Annotated in this window: 19 protein-coding genes; 12 read left to right on the top strand and 7 right to left on the bottom strand. The window is 43.9% G+C overall.

What is annotated here, in order from left to right:
• Window positions 1–190 precede the first annotated feature (190 nt).
• Window positions 191–2,365 (top strand): TonB-dependent receptor, encoded by a 2,175-nt coding sequence (locus ABDD95_RS19885; RefSeq protein WP_345949103.1) that lies wholly within the window; start codon window positions 191–193, stop codon window positions 2,363–2,365.
• Window positions 2,366–2,429: 64 nt separating this feature from the next.
• The gene (locus ABDD95_RS19890) at window positions 2,430–3,260 is read left to right on the top strand and encodes a hypothetical protein (RefSeq protein ID WP_345949104.1); all 831 of its coding nucleotides are present in this window, start codon (window positions 2,430–2,432) and stop codon (window positions 3,258–3,260) included.
• 105 nt (window positions 3,261–3,365) lie between these two features.
• Here ABDD95_RS19890 and ABDD95_RS19895 read toward each other — a convergent pair whose 3' ends face one another.
• Together ABDD95_RS19895 and ABDD95_RS19900 are read right to left on the bottom strand one after the other, a co-directional pair.
• Window positions 3,366–4,154, bottom strand: coding sequence for a DUF4350 domain-containing protein (locus ABDD95_RS19895; protein ID WP_345949105.1), 789 nt, complete (start codon window positions 4,152–4,154; stop codon window positions 3,366–3,368).
• A gap of 82 nt (window positions 4,155–4,236) precedes the next feature.
• Window positions 4,237–4,404, bottom strand: coding sequence for a hypothetical protein (locus ABDD95_RS19900; protein WP_345949106.1), 168 nt, complete (start codon window positions 4,402–4,404; stop codon window positions 4,237–4,239).
• A 156-nt stretch (window positions 4,405–4,560) separates the two neighbouring features.
• Between ABDD95_RS19900 and ABDD95_RS19905 the strand changes: the two genes are divergently transcribed.
• Window positions 4,561–5,016 (top strand): PA2169 family four-helix-bundle protein, encoded by a 456-nt coding sequence (locus tag ABDD95_RS19905; protein ID WP_345949107.1) that lies wholly within the window; start codon window positions 4,561–4,563, stop codon window positions 5,014–5,016.
• 284 nt (window positions 5,017–5,300) lie between these two features.
• Here the strand turns inward: ABDD95_RS19905 and ABDD95_RS19910 are convergent, their stop codons facing one another.
• The 4 genes from ABDD95_RS19910 to acs form a co-directional block, all read right to left on the bottom strand.
• Entirely contained in the window at window positions 5,301–6,641 is a 1,341-nt protein-coding gene (locus ABDD95_RS19910; RefSeq protein WP_345949108.1) for a zinc dependent phospholipase C family protein, read from the bottom strand.
• 413 nt (window positions 6,642–7,054) lie between these two features.
• Window positions 7,055–7,240, bottom strand: coding sequence for a CsbD family protein (locus ABDD95_RS19915; RefSeq protein ID WP_345949109.1), 186 nt, complete (start codon window positions 7,238–7,240; stop codon window positions 7,055–7,057).
• 372 nt (window positions 7,241–7,612) lie between these two features.
• Window positions 7,613–8,854 carry a hypothetical protein gene (locus tag ABDD95_RS19920; RefSeq protein WP_345949110.1) on the bottom strand — a complete coding sequence of 414 codons (1,242 nt, stop codon included), beginning with the start codon at window positions 8,852–8,854 and terminating at the stop codon, window positions 7,613–7,615.
• Between the two features lie 544 nt (window positions 8,855–9,398).
• Entirely contained in the window at window positions 9,399–11,300 is a 1,902-nt protein-coding gene (gene acs, locus ABDD95_RS19925; protein WP_345949111.1) for an acetate--CoA ligase, read from the bottom strand.
• A 164-nt stretch (window positions 11,301–11,464) separates the two neighbouring features.
• On the opposite strand from acs, the gene rpmB reads away from it, so the two are divergent.
• The 9 genes from rpmB to ABDD95_RS19970 all read left to right on the top strand — a co-directional run bounded on the left by rpmB (window position 11,465) and on the right by ABDD95_RS19970 (window position 19,708).
• Window positions 11,465–11,698, top strand: a complete 234-nt coding sequence (gene rpmB / locus ABDD95_RS19930) for a 50S ribosomal protein L28 (protein WP_342645947.1) — start codon at window positions 11,465–11,467, stop codon at window positions 11,696–11,698.
• 81 nt (window positions 11,699–11,779) lie between these two features.
• Window positions 11,780–11,962: a 50S ribosomal protein L33 gene (rpmG, locus tag ABDD95_RS19935; protein WP_157539955.1), complete on the top strand. Its 183-nt coding sequence runs from the start codon at window positions 11,780–11,782 to the stop codon at window positions 11,960–11,962.
• A gap of 87 nt (window positions 11,963–12,049) precedes the next feature.
• Entirely contained in the window at window positions 12,050–12,211 is a 162-nt protein-coding gene (locus ABDD95_RS19940; RefSeq protein ID WP_345949112.1) for a DUF4295 domain-containing protein, read from the top strand.
• 240 nt (window positions 12,212–12,451) lie between these two features.
• Entirely contained in the window at window positions 12,452–13,420 is a 969-nt protein-coding gene (gene ftsY, locus ABDD95_RS19945) for a signal recognition particle-docking protein FtsY (RefSeq protein WP_345949113.1), read from the top strand.
• Between the two features lie 127 nt (window positions 13,421–13,547).
• A complete protein-coding gene (gene rimO, locus ABDD95_RS19950) occupies window positions 13,548–14,882 on the top strand; it encodes a 30S ribosomal protein S12 methylthiotransferase RimO (RefSeq protein ID WP_345949114.1) in 1,335 nt (444 codons plus the stop codon).
• A 47-nt stretch (window positions 14,883–14,929) separates the two neighbouring features.
• Entirely contained in the window at window positions 14,930–16,531 is a 1,602-nt protein-coding gene (gene bshC, locus ABDD95_RS19955) for a bacillithiol biosynthesis cysteine-adding enzyme BshC (protein WP_345949115.1), read from the top strand.
• A 180-nt stretch (window positions 16,532–16,711) separates the two neighbouring features.
• Window positions 16,712–17,791: an Ldh family oxidoreductase gene (locus tag ABDD95_RS19960; protein ID WP_345949116.1), complete on the top strand. Its 1,080-nt coding sequence runs from the start codon at window positions 16,712–16,714 to the stop codon at window positions 17,789–17,791.
• A gap of 169 nt (window positions 17,792–17,960) precedes the next feature.
• Entirely contained in the window at window positions 17,961–19,115 is a 1,155-nt protein-coding gene (locus tag ABDD95_RS19965) for an XdhC/CoxI family protein (RefSeq protein ID WP_345949117.1), read from the top strand.
• Window positions 19,112–19,708 carry a nucleotidyltransferase family protein gene (locus ABDD95_RS19970; RefSeq protein ID WP_345949118.1) on the top strand — a complete coding sequence of 199 codons (597 nt, stop codon included), beginning with the start codon at window positions 19,112–19,114 and terminating at the stop codon, window positions 19,706–19,708. Before ABDD95_RS19965 ends, ABDD95_RS19970 begins: the two co-directional genes overlap by 4 nt.
• A gap of 166 nt (window positions 19,709–19,874) precedes the next feature.
• Here the strand turns inward: ABDD95_RS19970 and ABDD95_RS19975 are convergent, their stop codons facing one another.
• Window positions 19,875–20,645 (bottom strand): glucose 1-dehydrogenase, encoded by a 771-nt coding sequence (locus ABDD95_RS19975; RefSeq protein ID WP_345949119.1) that lies wholly within the window; start codon window positions 20,643–20,645, stop codon window positions 19,875–19,877.
• Window positions 20,646–20,712: the final 67 nt, after the last annotated feature.

Raw genomic sequence — 20,712 nt, forward strand, 5'->3', positions numbered from 1 at the left:
AATAAAATAGTATCAGCAGGTTTGGGTAGCTAAAAACACTATCCAATAACTAAAAAGCTTATAAAATGTTTAGTAAAAACAACAATATCACTATTTAAATAATACAAGTAGCACCCATAAGAACCGAACCTGTACAACATACACACCAATTAGGCACCTAATATAAAATGAAGTTCTATTTTTGCTGGTAATGAAGTTCATTGCTACGCTTGCCTTATACCTTTTGCTCACCGTTACCTGCTATGCTCAAAATGCAATTAAAATATATGTTAAAGACGCAAGCACACAGCAGCCGCTTGCAGGAGTTACAGTAACGCTACTCGGCACAGGAAACAGCACCAGTTCTGATACCTCAGGACTCATTGCTTTAAACAATATACCCAATGGCCGTCAAATCATAAAATTTAGGTATACAGGTTATACCCAACGGCAGGACACGCTTATTTTTCCCCTGTCAACTAACGGCTTTTTGGAAATACTATTGAGTGCTGAAGAGGAAGAGCTGGACGAGGTCGTAGTTACGGCCACCCGAAGCAGCCGTACTATTGCGAGTATACCTACCCGTGTGGAAGTTATATCAGGCGAAGAACTGGATGAGAAAGGCAACATGAAGCCAGGCGATATCCGCATGCTGCTGGCTGAGAGTACCGGTATACAAACGCAGCAAACATCAGCCACCAGCGGTAATTCCAGCATCCGCATTCAGGGCCTGGATGGTAAGTATACCCAGATTATTCGCGACGGCTTCCCGCTGTACTCGGGCTTTTCGGGCGGGTTGGGCCTGTTACAGGTGGCCCCGCTTGATTTGCAGCAAGTGGAGGTAATTAAAGGTTCTTCATCTACCCTGTACGGCGGCGGCGCTATTGCCGGACTGGTAAACCTGGTATCGAAAAAGCCAACCAGTGAGCGTCAGCTTAATTTGCTGCTGAATGGTACCTCAGCAGCCGGACTGGACGCCAGCTTGTTTTATGCTCAAAAATTCCGCAAGGTGGGCACAACCATATATGCGGCATATAACCACGGCTCGCCTTATGATCCGTCAGACATTGATTTAACGGCCATTCCGCGTTATAACCGCTACACGCTTAATCCTAAACTGTTTGTTTACCTGAACGACCACACCACACTAACCGCCGGCATAAACGCCACCACCGAGAAACGTATCGGTGGCGATTTACATTATATAAATGGCAATGGAAATGCCCAGCATTCTTATTTTGAAGAAAACAAAACAGGCCGTTACAGTACGCAATTAAGCTTAACACATCAATTAAATAACACTGAACAACTCACTTTTAAAAACAGCGTTAGCTATTATGACCGCTCTATTAATCTGCCCGATTACCGCTTTTCGGGTGTACAACTTTCTACCTATAGCGAGGCAAACTACAGCCGCAATGGCGAACATGCCGACTGGGTAGCCGGCTTGAATGTACTGACCGATCATTTCAGTGAAGATGCAGTAAGCACTTTCCCGCTGCGCAATTACAGTCACAACACATTGGGCGCATTTGTGCAAAACACCTGGAATGCCGCACCGGAATTTACTTTAGAAACCGGGCTGCGCGGCGATTACCATAACCGGTATGGGTTCTTTGTACTGCCGCGCCTCTCCGGTTTATGGAAGATCAATACGCAATGGAGCGCGCGCCTGGGCGGGGGATTAGGGTATAAAGCACCCAATGTATTTACAGAGGATGCCGAGCGCATACAGTTTAGAAATGTGCTACCTATTGATGTAAACCATACCCGGGCCGAACGTTCCTATGGCACCAACCTGGACGTAAATTATAAAACCGGTTTATTTGATGGGCAGGTAAGTTTGAGCATCAATCAGCTTTTATTTTATACCCGGGTCGATAATCCCATCCTGCTTACCACTCTGGGCAACGGCAACCTGCAATACCTGCAACCCCGGGCCGACTTAAACACCAAGGGACTGGAAACCAACATTAAGATTACTTACAGCGATTTTAAACTGTTTGTGGGTTATACCCTGGCTGATGTGACGCAGCATATAGAAAACACAATTAGCCCTTACCCACTGGTTGCACGCCATCGGCTAAATAACGTACTGATGTATGAGGTTGAAGACAAATGGAAAATTGGTGCCGAGGCCTACTATTTTAGTAAGCAGCAGTTGAACGATGGTACAACCGGCAAAAGCTACTGGACAGCCGGGCTGATGATAGAAAAACTATGGGAGCGCTTCTCCATCTTCATCAATTTTGAAAACCTGACCGATACCCGCCAAACCCGGTTCGATACCATTTATACCGGCAGCATTACCAACCCAACTTTTAGAGACATCTATGCCCCGCTGGACGGCTTTGTGGTAAATGGAGGCATTAAGGTTCGGTTCTAAGGTAATACGGCTATAAATAATACTGTGATTTTATCTATATTAGAAAGCAACAATCACAACCTGTATGCGCAAATCGCTTATACTCTGCCTTGTGTTTGGCTTTATCGCCTGCACAAGAAACGCAAATACAAATCAAACCGGAAAAGACACATCCGTTACTGAAACGGTGGCTATCAAATCAACCACTCAAAAAGAATTGGACAAAGCACCTGTGATTCATGACTACCCAGCTGATACTGTTTATGATGCACGAATAATTATTCCGGGCGGGGTTTTTCATGAAGACGAGGTGGACCCGAAATCAGCCGAATATGCTTGGATGGGCCTCTTTAAAAATGATATCGGCTACTATTTAGCACCAACCCAAGTCAATTTAGCCAGAAGTTTTGACGCAGTTTTGGATAATGAAGAAAAAAAGACGGGATGGACCATTACGCCCAGTGTAAAAGACTCTGCTATTTGCCTGATCTCAGGCGTAAAAAATTTGCAGGCTCAGCCTATCGATTCCATTCCTCTTCCGAAAAAGCAGCTACTCCCCGGCGAGCAAATTGCTTTTAGATATAAAAGCGTATCTTACGTCTTGTCGGCCACTGGTCATAAAACACTAGAAAAGCCCAACGCAGATTCTTACGCGGTTACAGCTTACAAATTAACGCTTGAAGCGATCATTAATGGCGAACGAGTTAAACAGAAACTTGTTTCAATTTCCAGGTTTGATGATACGATGACCAACATTTACTTTGCGGGTGATATAGATGGTGATGATATTCCGGACTTTATCATCGACACTACTAATCACTATAATGTTTCTCAACCTACCCTTTACCTATCCAAACCGGCTACAAAGGGAAACTTATTGAAGGTTATGGGTATGCATGTAAGTGTAGGCTGTTAATTATTCATTACAACACGTTTAACATAACTGCTTACCACACGTGAGTCAACATGGTATTGTTTAAGAATACGAATGACAACCTATTTCCCTACTTTTAATAACATTTTAAGATTTTGGAACGAGTGACTTTAGCCAAACTACCAAATCGTAGGCAGCTTTATCATTTTCATACTCTGCAGGCAAGCGGCCGTTGGTGTACTCATCATAAAGCCAGGGATCGCTGATAGCGATAACCGTGCCTTTACCGTATTTAGAACTGGCTATTAATGTAGCACCGGCGTTATTTTTAAGCACAGGTTTTGCATTGCCGATAGTGCTTATGGAGCATACATCTTTCATAAAAATACGCTTGGCGGTTTTAAATACCGGGTTACCTGTTACACTTACACCGCCATCGGCAAAATGTGCATCGTCTATTACATGGTTAGTCAGGTCATCATTAAAGTGAATACCGAATACACCTGCCAGCTTGTTAAAATGCGGCAGCTCCACGTTGGCACTGTCATTAGCTAACATTACCAGCACACCGCCCTGCTTAACCCAGGCGGCAATGTTATCTACATCAGCTTTTTTGATATAGTTAGGATTAGGATTCTCTTTAGGTTTATCAGGATCAACAATAATGTAAACCTGCGTACCTTTTAAATTACCCGCAGTTGGGGCATCTTCCAACGATTTTAATTGAAAGCCTTGTTTTGTGAATGTTTCACCCAAAATAGAATAGCCGCTGCTGGCTTTCTCATCCCACAGGTAATGAAAGCGCTCGGCTTGCCCGTTCTTACCTTTATGTGTTTCGTGGTTAAAATGGTAATCGAGCGTAACGGTTTGCGCAGAGGCAATAAGCGACGTTAAACTTAAGGCACAAGCCAAGCTATAGCAGTAGAGCATCTTCATAGCAATAAATTGTTTATAACAGGAAATGCTAAACTAAGCATTTCCATAACATCTCTTGCATAAATTTACTTGTGTTAGTGTGCTATTTTGTATCCTTCTTTGTCCCGGCAGTATCCTGGGCGTCTTTCTGCAGTTCTTGTGTACGGCTCTCTGCTTTTTTCACTTCGTCGCGCTCAGTTGCCGGAACTTCTGATTCTAATTCTGCTTCACGTTTAGCGCTTTCTTCTGTTTGGCTTTTATCTGGTTTCATAACGGTGGCTTTTAATTGTACCTTAACAACACCTGCACCTTCGCCCTGTTTTAAAAATAGCTTGTAGCTCTAAGTACAGAGTTAAATATCTTACCTCCTCAAAACTTATCTGTAAATTATTTGTCGTAACTATCAATTAACATAATTACAGATCCTATGGAAACTTTAGCTAAATCAGCAGAAATATTAAGCGATTTAATAGAAATTAATAATGACCGTAGCGCCGGTTTTCAACGTGCTTTGAAAGACTTAGGCGATGGCGATTTAGACCTGAAAACTTTGTTTGAAGAGTACAGTAATCAAAGCCGCCAGTTTGCACAAGAGTTAACGGCTGTTGCAGCCCAGGGCGGCGCCGATACTGATACCGGCAACAGTGCAACCGGTACTCTGCACCGCGCTTGGATTGAAGTAAAAGCTTTATTTAGCGGCCATGACCGTGCAGCTATTTTACAAGAATGCGAACGCGGCGAGGATGCCATTAAAAAAGCTTATAAAGAAGCTTTATTGCCAGAGAACGGCTTATCGGGCGAGGCACTGCAATTAGTGTCAACACAAGCTCAGGCTATTGGCCAGGCACATGATCGTATTAAAGCTTTGCGCGACAGCCAATAAGCTTAATCTACATCATAAAAAAGGGGCTGCTTTAATAAGCAGCCCCTTTTTTATTTTGGGTTTATATTACTAAAACCTGGAGGTGTATTTTGATAAGATGGAACGGTAGTTGAATAATTACCCATAACTAATATCTAACACTATGGCAACTAAAGCAAAAAAAGACACCTGCTGGGACGGATACAAAAAAGAAGGCACCAAAGAAAAAAACGGTAAAACTGTACCTAATTGTGTAAAGTCTACATCTAAAAAGAAAGACTAACAACAAAAACCATTGCAGGTAGCTACTTAATGCCTGCAATGGTTTTTTGTGAAGTTACACTACTAACCTTTACGCTGGCATCAAGCCCGCTCAAATTGTCGGCTACGGCCGAATGCTTTTTCATTTCGCGTAAAGCCATATGCATAGCACCTTCGTCTTCCGGGTGACTTTTGTATAATTCATGCAGCCCTACCCCATTAAAATAGCTTGTTAAATGAGCCTGGATATCTTCACTTAAACAGGAAAACTGTTCCTTGTGCAAGTTGGTTACCAGTTCACAATGTGTCTTATCGGCCAGCATATATTGGCCACAAGCCAATTCAGCGCCAACATCAAGGTTAATATCTTTTAGTTTAAGGCGGTTATTATCCCAATCGGTTAACGCTACATGGTACTTATTGATAATGGTATCAAACACCTGTACAAAACGCTTTTCACCTTCAAGGCCGGGGTAAACAAACTTCAGGTTTTTTAAAGGGCCAACCTTGGGCAGTATGCGAACTAAAAATGCTACAGCGCGGGATGTAAAATCGGGCTTGTTATCTTTGCTGCCAAACTCGGTGGTGTACATACGCTTGCTCATTTTGTATCTAAAGCTGCGCTTGGTAGCCTTCTCGTTCGCTTTTACAATATCATCTTTTTTAGCATTCCATGCGGCCTTAGTTAACGCCGGAAAAAGATTTTTAACACCCCAGCGCATCCTGCCTATGCTGGTTTTAAAATTGGGTACGACTACATTAAGGTGCTGTCCGTAGGTCTTTAAAAATGCCCGCTCCAACGGGTAAGGAGTTATATTAAATCCAATAAAATCATGATAAGCTACAGAGGCGTAATTGCTGCGCCCTACCTGCACAACATCGTAAGCAAATTCCATGCGACTGTGCGAAGTGTGGTCTTCTTCGTATGTAACTACATTGCCAAACTTCCTTTTTAAATCGGGATACAATTCTGGCACTGTAACATTGGTTGCCATACTATGGCCATACTGGTCGGCTATGTAGTGCGACATGGCGCCGAGTGCAAAAGCGTACTCGTTCAGGTCGCGCGCTTCGCCCAAGAGGTTGGTAATAAATTCGCCGCTGCGTACGTAATGAAGCAAGTCGGTAAAATAGGCATTACCTCCAGGCATATACCCAATATCAGCCACCAGGCTCCCCCCGTAGGCATAAGAATGAGCTTTAATCAGTTCGTCCAGCGTTGCATTCGGATATCGTTTTACAAGAATGGGTTTTAAAGCCAGGTCCCATTCGGCATCTATAATAGCTTCGTGTGCTAATATAGAAAATGCTTTACCTGGCCTCGGGCAGCTTAAAATAGCCAGCAAAAGCAGACAACAAGAGATAAAATAACGTTTAAAGCGCATATGACAGTGTACGTATCAAGAATAAAGGATACAACACCTATTTAAATAAATCTGTTTGCGCAAGTTAAGGCTTTGTTAATTTAAAGATTGGCAGCGTTCCATGCAACGCTTATAATTTTAAAGTGTCTCTTAACTAAATTGGTAAAAGTTACGGATAATCCAATTAGTCAGTTAAACCTTATTTCAGATTAATTGGGGCAGGTCATTTAATGAAATTATGGTATTAGCAAACAAACATAATCTACCAGAAAGCTTAGTGCTGCTGCTAAACATACTCGGTTTTGTACTGATTATTTTGGCGGGCGTAATATTGGTACACTGGGTGGTTAGAACTTTAAGCCGGCACCGCAATTAAAACAACAACTGCAGTAACCATAAAAACAAAAAAGCCCGGCTTGCACCGGGCTTTTGCTTTATAAGCTGTTTATCCATTTAACGAGTTCGTCCCGGCCTTTGCCGGTCTTTTGCTGAAGCTTGCCCAGCAACTCATCATCTTTGCCTTCTTCGTGTGTCAGATCGTCTTCTGTAAGATCGCCGTAGGCTTGTTTAATTTTACCTTTCAGCTCATTCCAGCCGCCTTTTATCTCTAGCTTATCCATAGTTGTATCTATTTGTTATCATTACAACAACGCCGAGTATATTTGGTTTGCTATCATGTTTATGTTACATAAAACAAGTGTAAGAGCATATAATACCTAAATTGCCTTTGCCCATTTAACAAAAAAAATACATTTTAAACACCGGCAGGCCTTGAGCTGGTTTTACAATTGACGCCAACAATGAAAAGCCCGCAAACGCCTACTATGCGCTCGCCCGGTTAAACTTCAAATGACCCACAGAAATAACCTTTAAGTTATCGAAACAATAGCCTCCAAAATTAATAGACTTTGAAGGCTTACTTTCTTGTGGTCACAACAGCACTTTTACGGCTATTGCTCTGTTCCCGGCGTGTATTGGTTTAGGTTAAAGTACTATCTTAAGGTCGGTACGGTCCAGTCTACCCATGCAGAGGCATCGAACGTAAAACCACCGTCGGTTTTCATAATAGTAGTATTTCCGGTGCCGGTGCCAATCAAAAATTTTTGTACATAAGCGGTCAGTTCCGGTAATTGCGAATCGGGCATAGAGCAGTGGTTGTGACTGCCTATTTGCGAAAAGCCCATTTTGTCGGGCACGCCAAGCGCTTCCCATACCTTATGTGCAGCATTAGCGGCATTCCACGAGCTAACAGGACTAAGCCAATCGATAGACGTATTTTCGATAACCAGCAATGCTCGTGGTGCACATAAGGCGAGCACACTGTGCTGATCAAAAGGAAGCTTATCGGCCGTGCTGCTGAACTGCGAAAAATCAGCTCTGAACCAAACGTTTTCGGTAACAATTTGTGATAAGGTTTGCACAGTTTTGCCAGCTGCAGTTTGCGCATTAGATATACGCCAGCTTGCTGCGCCACCTGCGCCGGGTTCCTGAGGTATGGTTAGTTTAATACGTTCATCAAACGCACCTACAGTTAAAGCGCCTTTGCCATTTCTAGAACACCCCGTAACACCCAGCCGGGTGGCATCAATATCGGCACCTGGCGTTTTTTCGAGTGCGTCAATTAAACGGCTTACTCCCCAGGCCCAGGCCATAGTGGCCGAGGCAGAATGATCGGCTCCGTACATGTCAAAAAACAAGCCTTTGCCCCGCGAACCGGTATTGGTTTGCTGTGCAACGGTATTGTTGGGAAAATTAATAATAGCTACACCCAGGTTAAGCAGCGCTGTATTATTAAGGTTTGACCCGCCAATACCTATAATAGCTGGGTAAGGTTTGCTGCCAGTTGTTGGGTAGGTAATGGTACAGTTGAACGATATGGTTTTGCCATTATCATTAACGTTTACTGTAATAGCATTGCTGGCAAACGAGCCGGTTGTTGCCGAGGCGGGTGTATTGGGCTTATAACCATACTCAAACTCCTGGGCTTGGGCGGCTATTTCGGCCCGGCGGTATTTCCATTCGTCTTTACTTTCCATCCGGAAACCCCGCATAAAGGTAAAAGGGTCGGGCAATTTGGTGATTGCAGGTAACGACGCGTACGAGGGCATAGCCGGCATCGAGTAATCGCGTGGTTCAGGGTCACCTCCTCCGCGGTTTTTTTTACAGCTCATGGCAATAGTCACAAACATTGCCGTAATACCCACAAATGATAGTAGCAGGAATCTTCTTTTCATAACAAATAGATTATAGTATATATAAATTGGTTGATTCTAAGTAGCACAAGTAGCGTATTGAATTGCAAGACGCAAAATCACTATGATTAACAGCCCGACTTGTAACTATTGATTAATACCAAATTACGCTAAAGTTTAACCAATACAATCGATTGCAATAAAACTTATTGACGAGATTATAAAATAGATGTAATGAAAAAGTGGTCCTGTGAAGAGTTAAGGGCAAGTTTGCTGTGCAACAGCGTCTGAAAAAAATATTTAGACGAGCGTCTTAGTATTATTATTTTGGATTTACCGCGCCGGCGTGATCTTATGGGATGAAATCTAAATTAACGATAATGAGGAGTGAAATAAAGATAAATGAGCTACAACAAAAAGCAGGAATCACGTTAGCCTTATCCATACCTAAATGATAAGGCCAACGTGATTCCTGCTTTTAAACTCATGAGGTTATCTCGAACGATAGAGCGAGGTCTTGTTAAAAGAACAGGTTTTCTGCACCAAACAAGAGCTCGCTCTATCGTTCGAGCTAATAACTTTATTATTACAGTGCTCCAGCCTTTATTTCCTCTACCACACCAGGATCTAGCAGTGTTGAGATATCGCCCAGGTTGCTGGTGTCGCCCTCGGCTATTTTGCGTAGTATACGGCGCATAATTTTGCCCGACCGGGTTTTAGGAAGGCCGCTTACAAACTGAATTTTATCGGGCTTGGCAATAGGGCCAATAATACGGCTTACAGTCATCAGAATATCTTTGCGGGTCAATTCATCATTCTCATGCTTATCGGGGCTGATAACGAATGCATATACACCCTGCCCTTTAATATCATGCGGGTAACCCACCACAGCCGATTCCACTACGCTGCTGTGCATGTTAATGGCGTTCTCTACCTCGGCCGTACCTATGCGGTGACCAGATACGTTTAACACATCATCTACACGGCCGGTTATGCGGTAATAGCCATCATTGTCGCGCAAACAGCCGTCGCCGGTAAAGTACATATTCTCGTAGGTGGCAAAATAAGTTTGGCGGCAGCGCTCATGGTCGCCATAAGTGGTGCGCAGCATGCCCGGCCAAGGGAACTTGATACACAAGTTGCCGCTTACGCCGTTGCCTTCAATCTCTTTACCATTCTCATCAACTAATACCGGTTGCACCCCCGGCAGCGGTAAGCTGGCATAACCTGGCTTAAGCGGCGTAACATTGGCTATGGGCGATATCATGAAACCGCCTGTTTCGGTTTGCCACCACGTATCAACAATAGGGCAGTCGCCATGTCCTATCTTTTCATCAAACCAGTGCCAGGCCTCTTCGTTCAACGGCTCACCTACCGACCCTAACTTGGTTAAGGAGCTAAAGTTTTTACCGCTCAGTACGTCTTCACCAAAACTCATCAGCGAGCGGATGGCGGTTGGTGCGGTGTATAAAATATTTACTTTAAACTTTTCTACAATATCCCACAACCGGCCTGCATCAGGCCAAGTAGGTACGCCCTCAAACATAAGTGCCGTAGCGCCCTGTGATAGCGGACCATATACAATATAGGAGTGACCGGTTATCCAGCCAATATCGGCTGTACAGAAGTATACCTCACCAGGCTGATACTGAAAAGCCGTATCAAAAGTATAACCGGTATACACCATGTAGCCGCCGCAGGTGTGTACCACGCCTTTAGGTTTACCGGTTGAACCTGATGTATACAAGATGAATAGCATGTCTTCTGCATCCATCTCTTCGGCCGGACAGGCCGGGTTACCCTGTGTTTCTACCTTCTTAATCTCATCTTCCCACCACACATCGCGGCCCTTAATCATACTAACAGGTGTACGGCTGCGGGTTAACACAATAACGCGCTTAACCGACCGGCACTGCACCAGTGCATCGTCAATCACCGATTTTAAAGGGAGATCCTTGGCTCCGCGAAAACCGCCATCGGCCGTAATTACTACATTGCATTGTGCATCCTGAATACGATCGGCAATTGATTGTGCCGAGAAACCGCCAAATATAACGGAGTGTACTGCACCTATACGCGCACAAGCCAGCACTGCTATTGACAGCTCGGGTACCATAGGCATATAAATACAAATACGATCGCCTTTTTGCACACCGTTATTTTTTAGCACGTTGGCAAACTGGCAAACTTTATCATGCAGTTGCTTATAAGTAAGCACCCGATGCGACTCAGTAGGATCATTAGGTTCCCAAATAATAGCCGGTGTATCGCTGTTGGTTTCGAGGTGGCGGTCCAAACAGTTTTCAGTAATATTGAGTTTTGCGCCCTGAAACCATTTTATGTTGGGTTCCTTAAAATTCCATTCCAGCGTTTTATCCCATTTTTTGCGCCATTGAAAGGTGTTGGCGACCTCGTCCCAAAACTGTTCGGGCTGGTTTACGCTTTGTTCGTATATTTGCTTGTACTGCTCAAAAGAGGTTATTTTCATAACAATAAGATGGTTAATAATCGGAGCGGGTAAGTTAGAATTTTTTGAACAAATTAATGCCAGCAAATTATTTTGAAAATTTTTGAGGCCGGTATTGAATTATTCACTTAATTTCCTGATATTTGCACACTCTTTTAGAAAAAGACACATTAAAAAGTTTTGTCATGTCAAGAATTTGTGATTTAACAGGAAAAAGCCCGATGAACGGCCATAACGTTTCTAACTCAAACGTTAAGACTAACCGTAAGTTTTATCCTAACTTAAAAATCAAGAAGTTTTATATACCGGAAGAAGATAAATGGATTACTTTGAAAGTATCTACTTCGGCCGTAAAAACCATCAGCAAAAATGGTATAACTGCTTGTATCAATAAATTTGTTAAAAAAGGATATATATAGTAGAACCCCGTTGTGGGTGGTGTTGTGGGTTGCCTGTTAGCTTTCTTACAACATAACGTACAACATACAACATAAAATATTATGGCAAAGAAAGGCAATAGAGTTCAGGTAATATTAGAGTGCACCGAGCATAAAGAAAGTGGTATGCCAGGTATGTCTCGTTACATTACTACCAAGAACAAGAAAAATACAACCGAGCGTTTAGAATTGAAAAAATTCAACCCGGTATTACGTAAAGTAACCACTCACAAAGAAATTAAGTAATTAACTTAGTTATTAAGTTAGTATGTTATTAGGTTATCCGTTAGCTTAATAACTGATAACCAGTAACTCAATAACCACACAAAAGAGATGGCAAAGAAAGTAGTTGCAACCCTGAAAACCGGTAAAGGTAAAGAGTACTCTAAAGTAATTACCATGGTTAAATCAACCAAAACAGGTGCTTACTCATTCAAAGAGCAAATCGTACATAACGATCACGTTAAAGATGCGATCACTGAAGCTAAAGCATAATTATTAGCTTTACACTAACAATATATAAAAGCCGTCTTGCCAGCCAAGAGGGCTTTTTTTATTTGCCCCAAGCCTCCCAAGGCCGAGTACATAACTTTATAAATGCCGGCAATTCGGTCATTATCATTAAACATTCATAATTAATACTTTAGCCGTTTTCAGGCACTTACGCTTTAGGGGGTTGGAGGGTATTTGCGTATATTTGCACATCTGCACATTTTTAATCTGCACATCTGACACATGGGATTATTCGATTTTTTTAAAAAGAAAGAAAGTACGCCACAGCAGCAAGAGGCGCTGGATACCGGTTTAGAAAAAACCAAGGATAACTTTTTTTCTAAAATAACCAAGGTAATTGCCGGTAAATCAACGGTTGATGATGATGTGCTGGATGATCTGGAAGAAGTGCTGGTTACCTCTGACGTAGGCGTTACTACTACACTTAAAATTATTGAGCGTATACAAGCCCGGGTAGCACGAGACAAATATGTAAGCACCTCTGAGCTTAACAACCTGCTGCGCGACGAGATACAACACCTCCTGGCCGAAAACAACAGCAACGATTTTCAAAAATTTGAATACGGTAACCACAAACCTTATGTAATTATGGTAGTGGGCGTTAACGGTGTAGGTAAAACAACCACTATTGGTAAGTTGGCCCACCAGTTAAAGCAAGCCGGAAACAAAGTGGTGCTTGGCGCCGCTGATACCTTTCGTGCTGCCGCAGTAGACCAGATACAGCTTTGGGGAGAACGTGTAGGTGTACGCGTAGTAGCGCAGGCCATGGGTTCAGACCCGGCATCGGTAGCGTATGACACCCTGCGTTCGGCTGTTGCTAATGGTGAGGACGTGGCTATTATTGATACTGCCGGTCGTTTACATAACAAAGTAGGCTTAATGAATGAGCTTACCAAGATAAAAAATGTAATGGAGAAGGTAATACCCGGTGCACCGCACGAGATATTGCTAGTGCTGGACGCCTCAACCGGCCAAAACGCCATTGAACAATGTAAGCAGTTCACCGAAGCCACGGCGGTAAATGCCCTCGCACTTACCAAGCTTGATGGTACGGCTAAGGGCGGTGTAGTTATCGGCATATCCGATCAGTTTAAAATTCCAGTAAAATATATAGGTGTAGGTGAAGGCATGAACGATTTGCAGCTGTTTGACCGCAAAGCCTTTGTAGATAGCCTGTTTAACAAAATATAATATAAAATGAATGATGTTATCTCGAATAATAGGGAGAGCTCTTTTCAAACGCGTATTTGAATCGCTTAGAAAAGATTTCTTATTAGCCTCGGAATAACAGAAGTGGAGATAGATAAGCGTAGCGTAAATGAAGACAAAAGTAATTCCTCAACCCATTTTAACTGCCAAGCCCCGTGTAAACGTGGTTACTTTGGGCTGCTCTAAAAATATATACGACTCCGAAGTACTGATGGGCCAGCTGAAAGGTCAGCTGTTTGATGTAGTGCACGAGGCCGAAAACGTGAACAGTAATGATATTGTAGTAATTAACACCTGCGGCTTTATTGATAATGCCAAGCAGGAGTCAATTGACACTATTCTGCAATACAGTGAACTGAAAGAGCAGGGTAAAATAGGTAAAGTAATAGTTACAGGCTGTTTATCAGAACGGTACAAGCCCGAGCTTGAAGCCGAGATTCCTAACGTTGATGCTTATTTTGGTACCAATAATCTGCAGGATGTACTGCAAACTATTGGCGCTAATTATAAATACGAATTATTGGGCGAGCGCTTGCTCACCACTCCATCGCATTTTGCTTACTTTAAAATAGCTGAAGGCTGTAACCGCCCGTGCTCATTTTGCGCTATCCCGCTCATGCGCGGCAAGCACGTAAGCACTCCAATGGAGCAGCTGGTTAATCAGGCTAAAACTCTGGCTAAACAAGGCACGCGCGAACTGATCCTGATTGCACAGGATTTAACCTATTACGGCCTCGACCTTTATGGCAAACGTAACCTGGATGAACTTATGCGCCGCCTGAGCGATGTGGATGGCATTGAATGGATACGCCTGCAGTACGCCTACCCTTCGGGCTTCCCGATGGAGATACTGGATGCCATGAACGAGCGCAGCAATATTTGCAAATACCTGGATATGCCGCTGCAGCACATCAGCGATAACATGCTGAAGTCAATGCGCCGTGGCATTACTAAGCAAAAAACCATCGACCTTGTAAATACTATACGTGATAAAGTTCCGGGCATTGCTTTGCGTACCACGCTCATCACCGGTTACCCCGGCGAAACCTTGCAGGATTTTGAAGAAATGTATGACTGGGTGGAAGGAACCCGTTTTGATAGACTGGGCTGCTTTACCTACTCGCACGAGGAAAAAACCCATGCCCATAATTTAATTGACGACGTACCTGAGGATACAAAGCAGGAACGTGTTGAAACCATAATGGAACTGCAACAAGGCATATCCTACGAAAAGAACCAGGACAAAGTAGGCAATACGTATAAAGTACTGATCGATAAGATTGACAACGGCTATCTCACCGGCCGTACCGAGTTCGACTCGCCCGAAGTGGATAATGAAGTTTTAATTGACGCTACCCAACAATACGCTACTGTTGGCAGTTTTGTTAATGTAAAGATTGACAATGCTGAGGACTTTGACCTTTATGGACAAATTGTAAAATAATATAAGGCAATGGGAGCGTTTTAAATAATGCTTCTACTTTTGATGATATGGACGCTAACTGTATTGATTATCATGAAACCGGGTTCTTCTCCAAAACCGTAATAGATTACCTGGAGGATGTGCCCGAACTGAAGTCGTTTTACAGTCACCGTCCTACTCTAAAAGGCTTTCATGAACTGCTGGAGCATAAGAAGGTAACCGCCAACCGCAATTTGCTGGCGCAGGTACTTACCGAGCAATATAACAAAGCCGGTAATCCTGAAATGCCGTTTGCATCAACCGTTCAGGCTAATATTGAACTGCTGAAAGCTGATCATACCTACACCATAACTACTGGCCATCAGCTTAACGTTTTTACGGGTCCGCTGTATTTTTTGTATAAAATTGTAACAGCCATAAAGCTGTGCAGGCAGTTGGAAGAAGCATTCCCTGATAAGAAATTTGTACCGGTATACTGGATGGCTTCTGAAGACCATGATTTTGCCGAAATTAATTACACCAACATCGGTTCCAAAAAAATACAGTGGAATGAGCAAGTGAGCGGTGCTACCGGCCGTTTGGCTATCAAAACTTTTCGTGAATGCCTTACCCAGTATAAAGGTGTATTAGGATTAGAAGGCCACGCTACCGAGCTGGCTCAAATTATTGAAACAGCCTATGGTTCACATCACACCCTGGCCGATGCCATGCGCTACTTGGTAAACGCTTTATTTGGTCAATATGGTTTAGTAATTATTGATGCCGACGATAGCCGGTTAAAGCAGCAGTTTTCGGGTATTATTAAAGAGGATATTATTGAGCAGAACAGCTTTAAGCATATATCGGCCAGTAATAATCTGTTGCAAAACCTGGGCGTGCATACACAGGTAAACCCACGCGAAATTAACTTCTTCTATCTTCAGGACAATCTGCGTGAGCGCATTGTGCAAGAAAGTGATATCTACCATGTACTAAACACCAGTATCCGTTTTACCCAACAGGAGCTGGAACAGGAAATTGATACGCACCCCGAACGCTTTAGCCCCAATGTAGTAATGCGCCCTATGTACCAGGAGTACATTTTACCTAACCTGACTTACATTGGCGGCGGTGCCGAAATTGTATACTGGCTTCAACTGAAAGCCAATTTTGATCATTACAACATCCCATTTCCTATACTTATTTTACGCAACTCAGGGCTTGTTATCCGTAAAGAAACAACAGCCAAGGTGCGAAAGATGCAGCTTAAGCCTGCACAGTTATTTAAAGACACAGACATTATAAAGAATGAATGGGTGAAGGCTCATACCCAGCACGAGCTGTCGCTGAAAGACGAGTGGCGCGAGCTGCAGTGCATTTTTGAGAAGCTTAAGCTGAGGGCACACAAAATTGACCCAACCTTAGGCCCCTCAACCAATGCAGTGCAGGCACGTTTAAAGCATGCCATTGATAATCTTGAACGGAAGCTTATTAAAGCCGAAAAACGCAATCACGAAACTCACCTGCGCCAAATCGAAGCTATTAAGCAAGATATATTCCCTAAAAACAGCTTGCAAGAACGTAGCGAAAACTTCGGACTTTTCTACGTAAAGTGGGGGCAGGTATTTATCGACGAGCTTATCCGGAACTTTGAACCGTTGGAATTTAAATTTACGGTACTGTCTGAGTAGTTAATGCTGCTACTGCTTGTCTCGAACGATGGCGAGAGATCTTTTCAATTACAATCTATTGCTTAGAAAAGCTTTCCCTTTTTACTAAAAGTAAGATTTTGGGGGGCTGGTGTTTAAGTCTTCAACCAGCGCATACTGGCAGCATACTACATAATTTATAAATTGTAGCTTTGCAAAACCATGCAAAACATCTTCCCCGAATCGACCTTACGTATCTTTACGCAGAATATATTTACAGCTATAGGCTGTTCAGAAGAACATGCCCAACTGGCTGCTGATGTACTTCTAAAATCAGATTTACGTGGAATAGATTCGCACGGGGTAGCCCGGCTAAGCGGGTACGTGCGCCTATGGGAAAAGCAGCGCATTAATCCCACGCCAAACATTCGGGTAGTGCACGAAACGCCTACCACAGCTACCGTTGATGGCGACGCCGGACTGGGTTTGGTGGTAGCGCCTTTTGCCATGCAGGTAGCCTTACAAAAAGCTGAGCAGTATGGCTCAGGCTGGGTATCTGTACGCAATTCCAACCACTTTGGCATTGCCGGTTACCATGCACTGATGGCAGTTGAGCAGAACATGATTGGCTTCGCCATGACGAATGCCAGTCCGCTGGTGGCGCCAACTTTTGGCAACGAGCGCATGCTGGGTACCAATCCTATGTGCTATGCTTTTCCGGCTGGTAAATACCCTCCTTTAATTGTAGATATGGCTACATCGGCGGCAGCTAACGGCAAACTGGAGATTGCACAACGCTCAGGCAAACCTGTGCCCGAAGGCTGGATACAGGATGCCAGCGGCCAGTATACGACCGACCCGCATGCCTTAAAAAGTGGCGGCTCCCTCCTGCCCCTTGGCAGCGACCGTGAGCATGGCAGCCACAAAGGTTTTGGGTTGAGTGCTACCGTCGATATTTTATCTGGTGTACTATCCGGCGCTAATTATGGCCCTTGGGTGCCGCCTTTTGTTGCGTTTATGGAACCATCTGCCAATCCGCCCGGAGAAGGCATTGGTCACTTTTTAGGCGCTATGCGGGTAGATGGATTTCGCCCTATAGATGATTTTATAGACAATTTGGATAACTGGATAGCGCGTTTCAAAAATGCGCAAACGGCTAACCCGGCACAAAAAGTTATCATTCCAGGCGAGCCGGAACTAGAGGCTGAACAGGATAGAAAATTGAACGGTATCCCATTGGTGCAAGCGGTTGTTGATGACTTGAATACACTGGCAGATAGGTTTGGCTTAATGAAGCTTTAAATTTCCCCGGCCATTTTCGTTTTTGAGTGATAGAGGAAATTTTTTCCGAAAGATCGGCTTGGTGCGTTCGAATACCTCTACTAATTATTCGGCGCTACAATGTTAACTTAAGTGTTTCATCAATAACCTTTATCCAACCTATGTGTTATTCCCTAAGTTTACATTTGGCATGAAAGAATTAGAAGATATAATTAAGGCTTTTGATGCGGCAGAGCAGGCCGGCAAGCAAACTGCATTAGCCACGGTGGTGCAGGTGGAAGGCTCATCGTATCGGCGGGCAGGTGCACGTATGCTTGTTACCGAAGATGGAGAGCTAACCGGCGCCATAAGTGGCGGCTGCCTTGAGGGCGATGCTCTGCGCAAAGCACGACTAGTAATGGCTCAGCAACAACCCATGCTGGTTACGTATGATACGACTGATGATGACGACGCCAAACTGGGTGTTGGCTTAGGCTGCAACGGCATCATTCATATTTTAATTGAACCCATATTTGCCAGCCAACCTAATCACCCTATACAGTTATTCAAAAAGTTTTTGGGCAAGCGCCAAAATGCAGTTGTAATAACCCTGTTTTCGCTGGCTAACCGCAAAGGTACACAGCTCGGTACCTGCCTGTTTTTAACAAATGATGAATACCTGAGCAAATGCGGTAACACGCCGATAGCAGCGCAATTACGGGCTGATGCACAAGCGGTGTTACAAGCAGGCCGCTCTGCAACCAAAACTTACTTGGCCGATAGCGAAATAACCGGTTTTGTGGAATTGCTGAAACCTGCTGTTTCGTTACTGGTTTTTGGAGCCGGTAATGATGCTATACCGCTGGTGCAAATGGCTAGTGTATTAGGCTGGCATACCACAGTAATAGATGGACGTGCCAATTACGCCGTAAGCAGCCGTTTTCCGCAAGCGAGGCAGGTACTGGTAGCCAAACCCGATCAGGCCCTTTCGCTTCTTACAACTGATAGCCGTACGGTGGCGGTACTTATGACCCATAATTACAATTATGACCTGGCCATGCTGCGGCAATTAATGCCGCTGCAACTGCCTTATGTGGGAAGCCTTGGGCCTAAGAAAAAATTAATGCGTATGCTGGATGAACTGTTGGACAATGGCATGAACATGACCAGCAGTGAATTGCAAGCGCTATATGGACCTACCGGTTTAGACATTGGCGCCGAAACATCCGAGGAGATAGCCCTGTCTATTTTATCTGAAATACAGGCCGTTTTACAGCAGCGCGAAGGTAAATCCTTGCGTGATAAGCATACGGTGATCCACTCGAATGATATGGAATCGTTACCAGTAAACCACGAGAACTTATGACGGGGATCATCATACTGGCAGCTGGTTCTTCCTCGCGCATGGGGCAGCCTAAACAGCAATTGGTATTTCAAGGGCAAACGCTATTACAGCGGGCTATGACGGCTGCTGCCCGCCTTACTGATGTTAAAATTGTGGTGGTACTGGGAGCTAACAATTTGTCTATTATACCCGATGTAGACAGCAAGCGGGCTGACCTGGTTATCAACCCTGATTGGGAACAAGGCATGGGCTCATCTATAAAAGCCGGACTAAAAGCTCTGCTGGAGCTTTATCCTGCACTTAATAACGTACTGCTGATGCTTTGCGATCAGCCTTTTGTGGATACCGCCCTGCTCCACCAACTTATAGAAACCGGTTTAACTGGTGATAACAGCATTGTAGCTTGCACTTATCAGAATACGATCGGTGTTCCGGTATGGTTTGCTAAAACCCATTTTGATGAACTACTTGCCTTACAGGAGCAGAAAGGGGCTAAAAAGCTACTGATGAAATATCAGCAAGAGATAGTGACTATACCATTTGAAAAAGGTGCCGTTGACATTGACTCTCCGGAGGATTACGATGGGTTGCTGGGCGCAAACTCACCTTTGTAGCGCTTCATATAAGCGCTGGATGAATTAACGAAAGCAAAGAAGTTAAGTAAAAATTGTTATTGCGAAGAGCGAAGCAATACCTTCGGCAGCCTATTCAACTGGCTGCATAGTTCAGAGATTGTTTAGCTCCTCGCAATAACGTGATCAGGTTTTTAACCAGCTGCTTTTACTGCTCCTCGTAATGATACGTTAAGCCACCATCTACAAAGTAAGTTGAGCCGGTAACGTACTTGGCATCATCTGAGGATAGGAAAGCTACCAGGCCGGCAACATCCTCCGGCGTACCCATTTTGCGCATAGGAATATTATCCAACACACTTTCCAATTGCTCTTTATTATCCATCAGCTTTTTGTTGATGGGTGTTGCTATAGCGCCTGGGGCTACGTTGTTTACTCTGATATTTAACGGGGCCAACTCGGTGGCCAGGTTACGGGTTAACATTTTAAGTCCGCCCTTGCTGGCGCAGTAAGCTGCAAAATGCGGAAACACAATTTCCTCATGCACCGAGCTCATGTTTACCACTACACCCTCGCGCTGGTTATCCTTACAATACTTTACAAATGCTTGTATGCCGAAGAAAACCCCCTTTAAGTTGGTATCCATTACAAAATCATATTCCTCTTCGGTTACGTTCCAAAAATCGTTGTTTTTTTCAACGCCGGCATTATTTACCAGTATGTCCAGCCGGCCAAACGCAGCAATGCCATCCTCAATCAGCTTTATAACTGCTGGAGCTTTGCTTACATCGGCTACAACGAACTCAGCCCGGCGCCCCATCTCTCTGATTTGCTGCAATACCTTTTCGCCCCGCTCATCCAATTCACGGCCGTTCAAAATAATATCTGCGCCCTCCTGCGCTAAACGGATAGCACAAGCCGCGCCTATACCCTGACTGCTACCGGTAATTAAAGCCACTTTATTTTCGAAACCTTTCATAATTTCAGTAATCGTTTTATTGTTAATTGTCTGCTTTATTTAATAAGCATCAACCTTAAAAGTAGTT

This window comes from Mucilaginibacter sp. PAMB04274, assembly GCF_039634385.2.
Taxonomy (GTDB): Bacteria; Bacteroidota; Bacteroidia; order Sphingobacteriales; family Sphingobacteriaceae; genus Mucilaginibacter.

Bases quoted from the DNA above. Each gene is read 5' to 3' on its own strand.
- ftsY (WP_345949113.1), top strand. From the start codon at position 12,452: ATGGGATTATTCGATTTTTTTAAAAAGAAAGAAAGTACGCCACAGCAG.
- ABDD95_RS19965 (WP_345949117.1), top strand. From the start codon at position 17,961: ATGAAAGAATTAGAAGATATAATTAAGGCTTTTGATGCGGCAGAGCAG.
- ABDD95_RS19900 (WP_345949106.1), bottom strand. From the start codon at position 4,404: ATGAAACCAGATAAAAGCCAAACAGAAGAAAGCGCTAAACGTGAAGCA.
- ABDD95_RS19910 (WP_345949108.1), bottom strand. From the start codon at position 6,641: ATGCGCTTTAAACGTTATTTTATCTCTTGTTGTCTGCTTTTGCTGGCT.
- ABDD95_RS19895 (WP_345949105.1), bottom strand. From the start codon at position 4,154: ATGAAGATGCTCTACTGCTATAGCTTGGCTTGTGCCTTAAGTTTAACG.
- ABDD95_RS19885 (WP_345949103.1), top strand. From the start codon at position 191: ATGAAGTTCATTGCTACGCTTGCCTTATACCTTTTGCTCACCGTTACC.
- ABDD95_RS19970 (WP_345949118.1), top strand. From the start codon at position 19,112: ATGACGGGGATCATCATACTGGCAGCTGGTTCTTCCTCGCGCATGGGG.
- bshC (WP_345949115.1), top strand. From the start codon at position 14,930: ATGGACGCTAACTGTATTGATTATCATGAAACCGGGTTCTTCTCCAAA.
- rpmB (WP_342645947.1), top strand. From the start codon at position 11,465: ATGTCAAGAATTTGTGATTTAACAGGAAAAAGCCCGATGAACGGCCAT.
- ABDD95_RS19960 (WP_345949116.1), top strand. From the start codon at position 16,712: ATGCAAAACATCTTCCCCGAATCGACCTTACGTATCTTTACGCAGAAT.
- ABDD95_RS19975 (WP_345949119.1), bottom strand. From the start codon at position 20,645: ATGAAAGGTTTCGAAAATAAAGTGGCTTTAATTACCGGTAGCAGTCAG.
- rimO (WP_345949114.1), top strand. From the start codon at position 13,548: ATGAAGACAAAAGTAATTCCTCAACCCATTTTAACTGCCAAGCCCCGT.
- ABDD95_RS19890 (WP_345949104.1), top strand. From the start codon at position 2,430: ATGCGCAAATCGCTTATACTCTGCCTTGTGTTTGGCTTTATCGCCTGC.
- ABDD95_RS19915 (WP_345949109.1), bottom strand. From the start codon at position 7,240: ATGGATAAGCTAGAGATAAAAGGCGGCTGGAATGAGCTGAAAGGTAAA.
- ABDD95_RS19905 (WP_345949107.1), top strand. From the start codon at position 4,561: ATGGAAACTTTAGCTAAATCAGCAGAAATATTAAGCGATTTAATAGAA.
- ABDD95_RS19920 (WP_345949110.1), bottom strand. From the start codon at position 8,854: ATGAAAAGAAGATTCCTGCTACTATCATTTGTGGGTATTACGGCAATG.
- rpmG (WP_157539955.1), top strand. From the start codon at position 11,780: ATGGCAAAGAAAGGCAATAGAGTTCAGGTAATATTAGAGTGCACCGAG.
- ABDD95_RS19940 (WP_345949112.1), top strand. From the start codon at position 12,050: ATGGCAAAGAAAGTAGTTGCAACCCTGAAAACCGGTAAAGGTAAAGAG.
- acs (WP_345949111.1), bottom strand. From the start codon at position 11,300: ATGAAAATAACCTCTTTTGAGCAGTACAAGCAAATATACGAACAAAGC.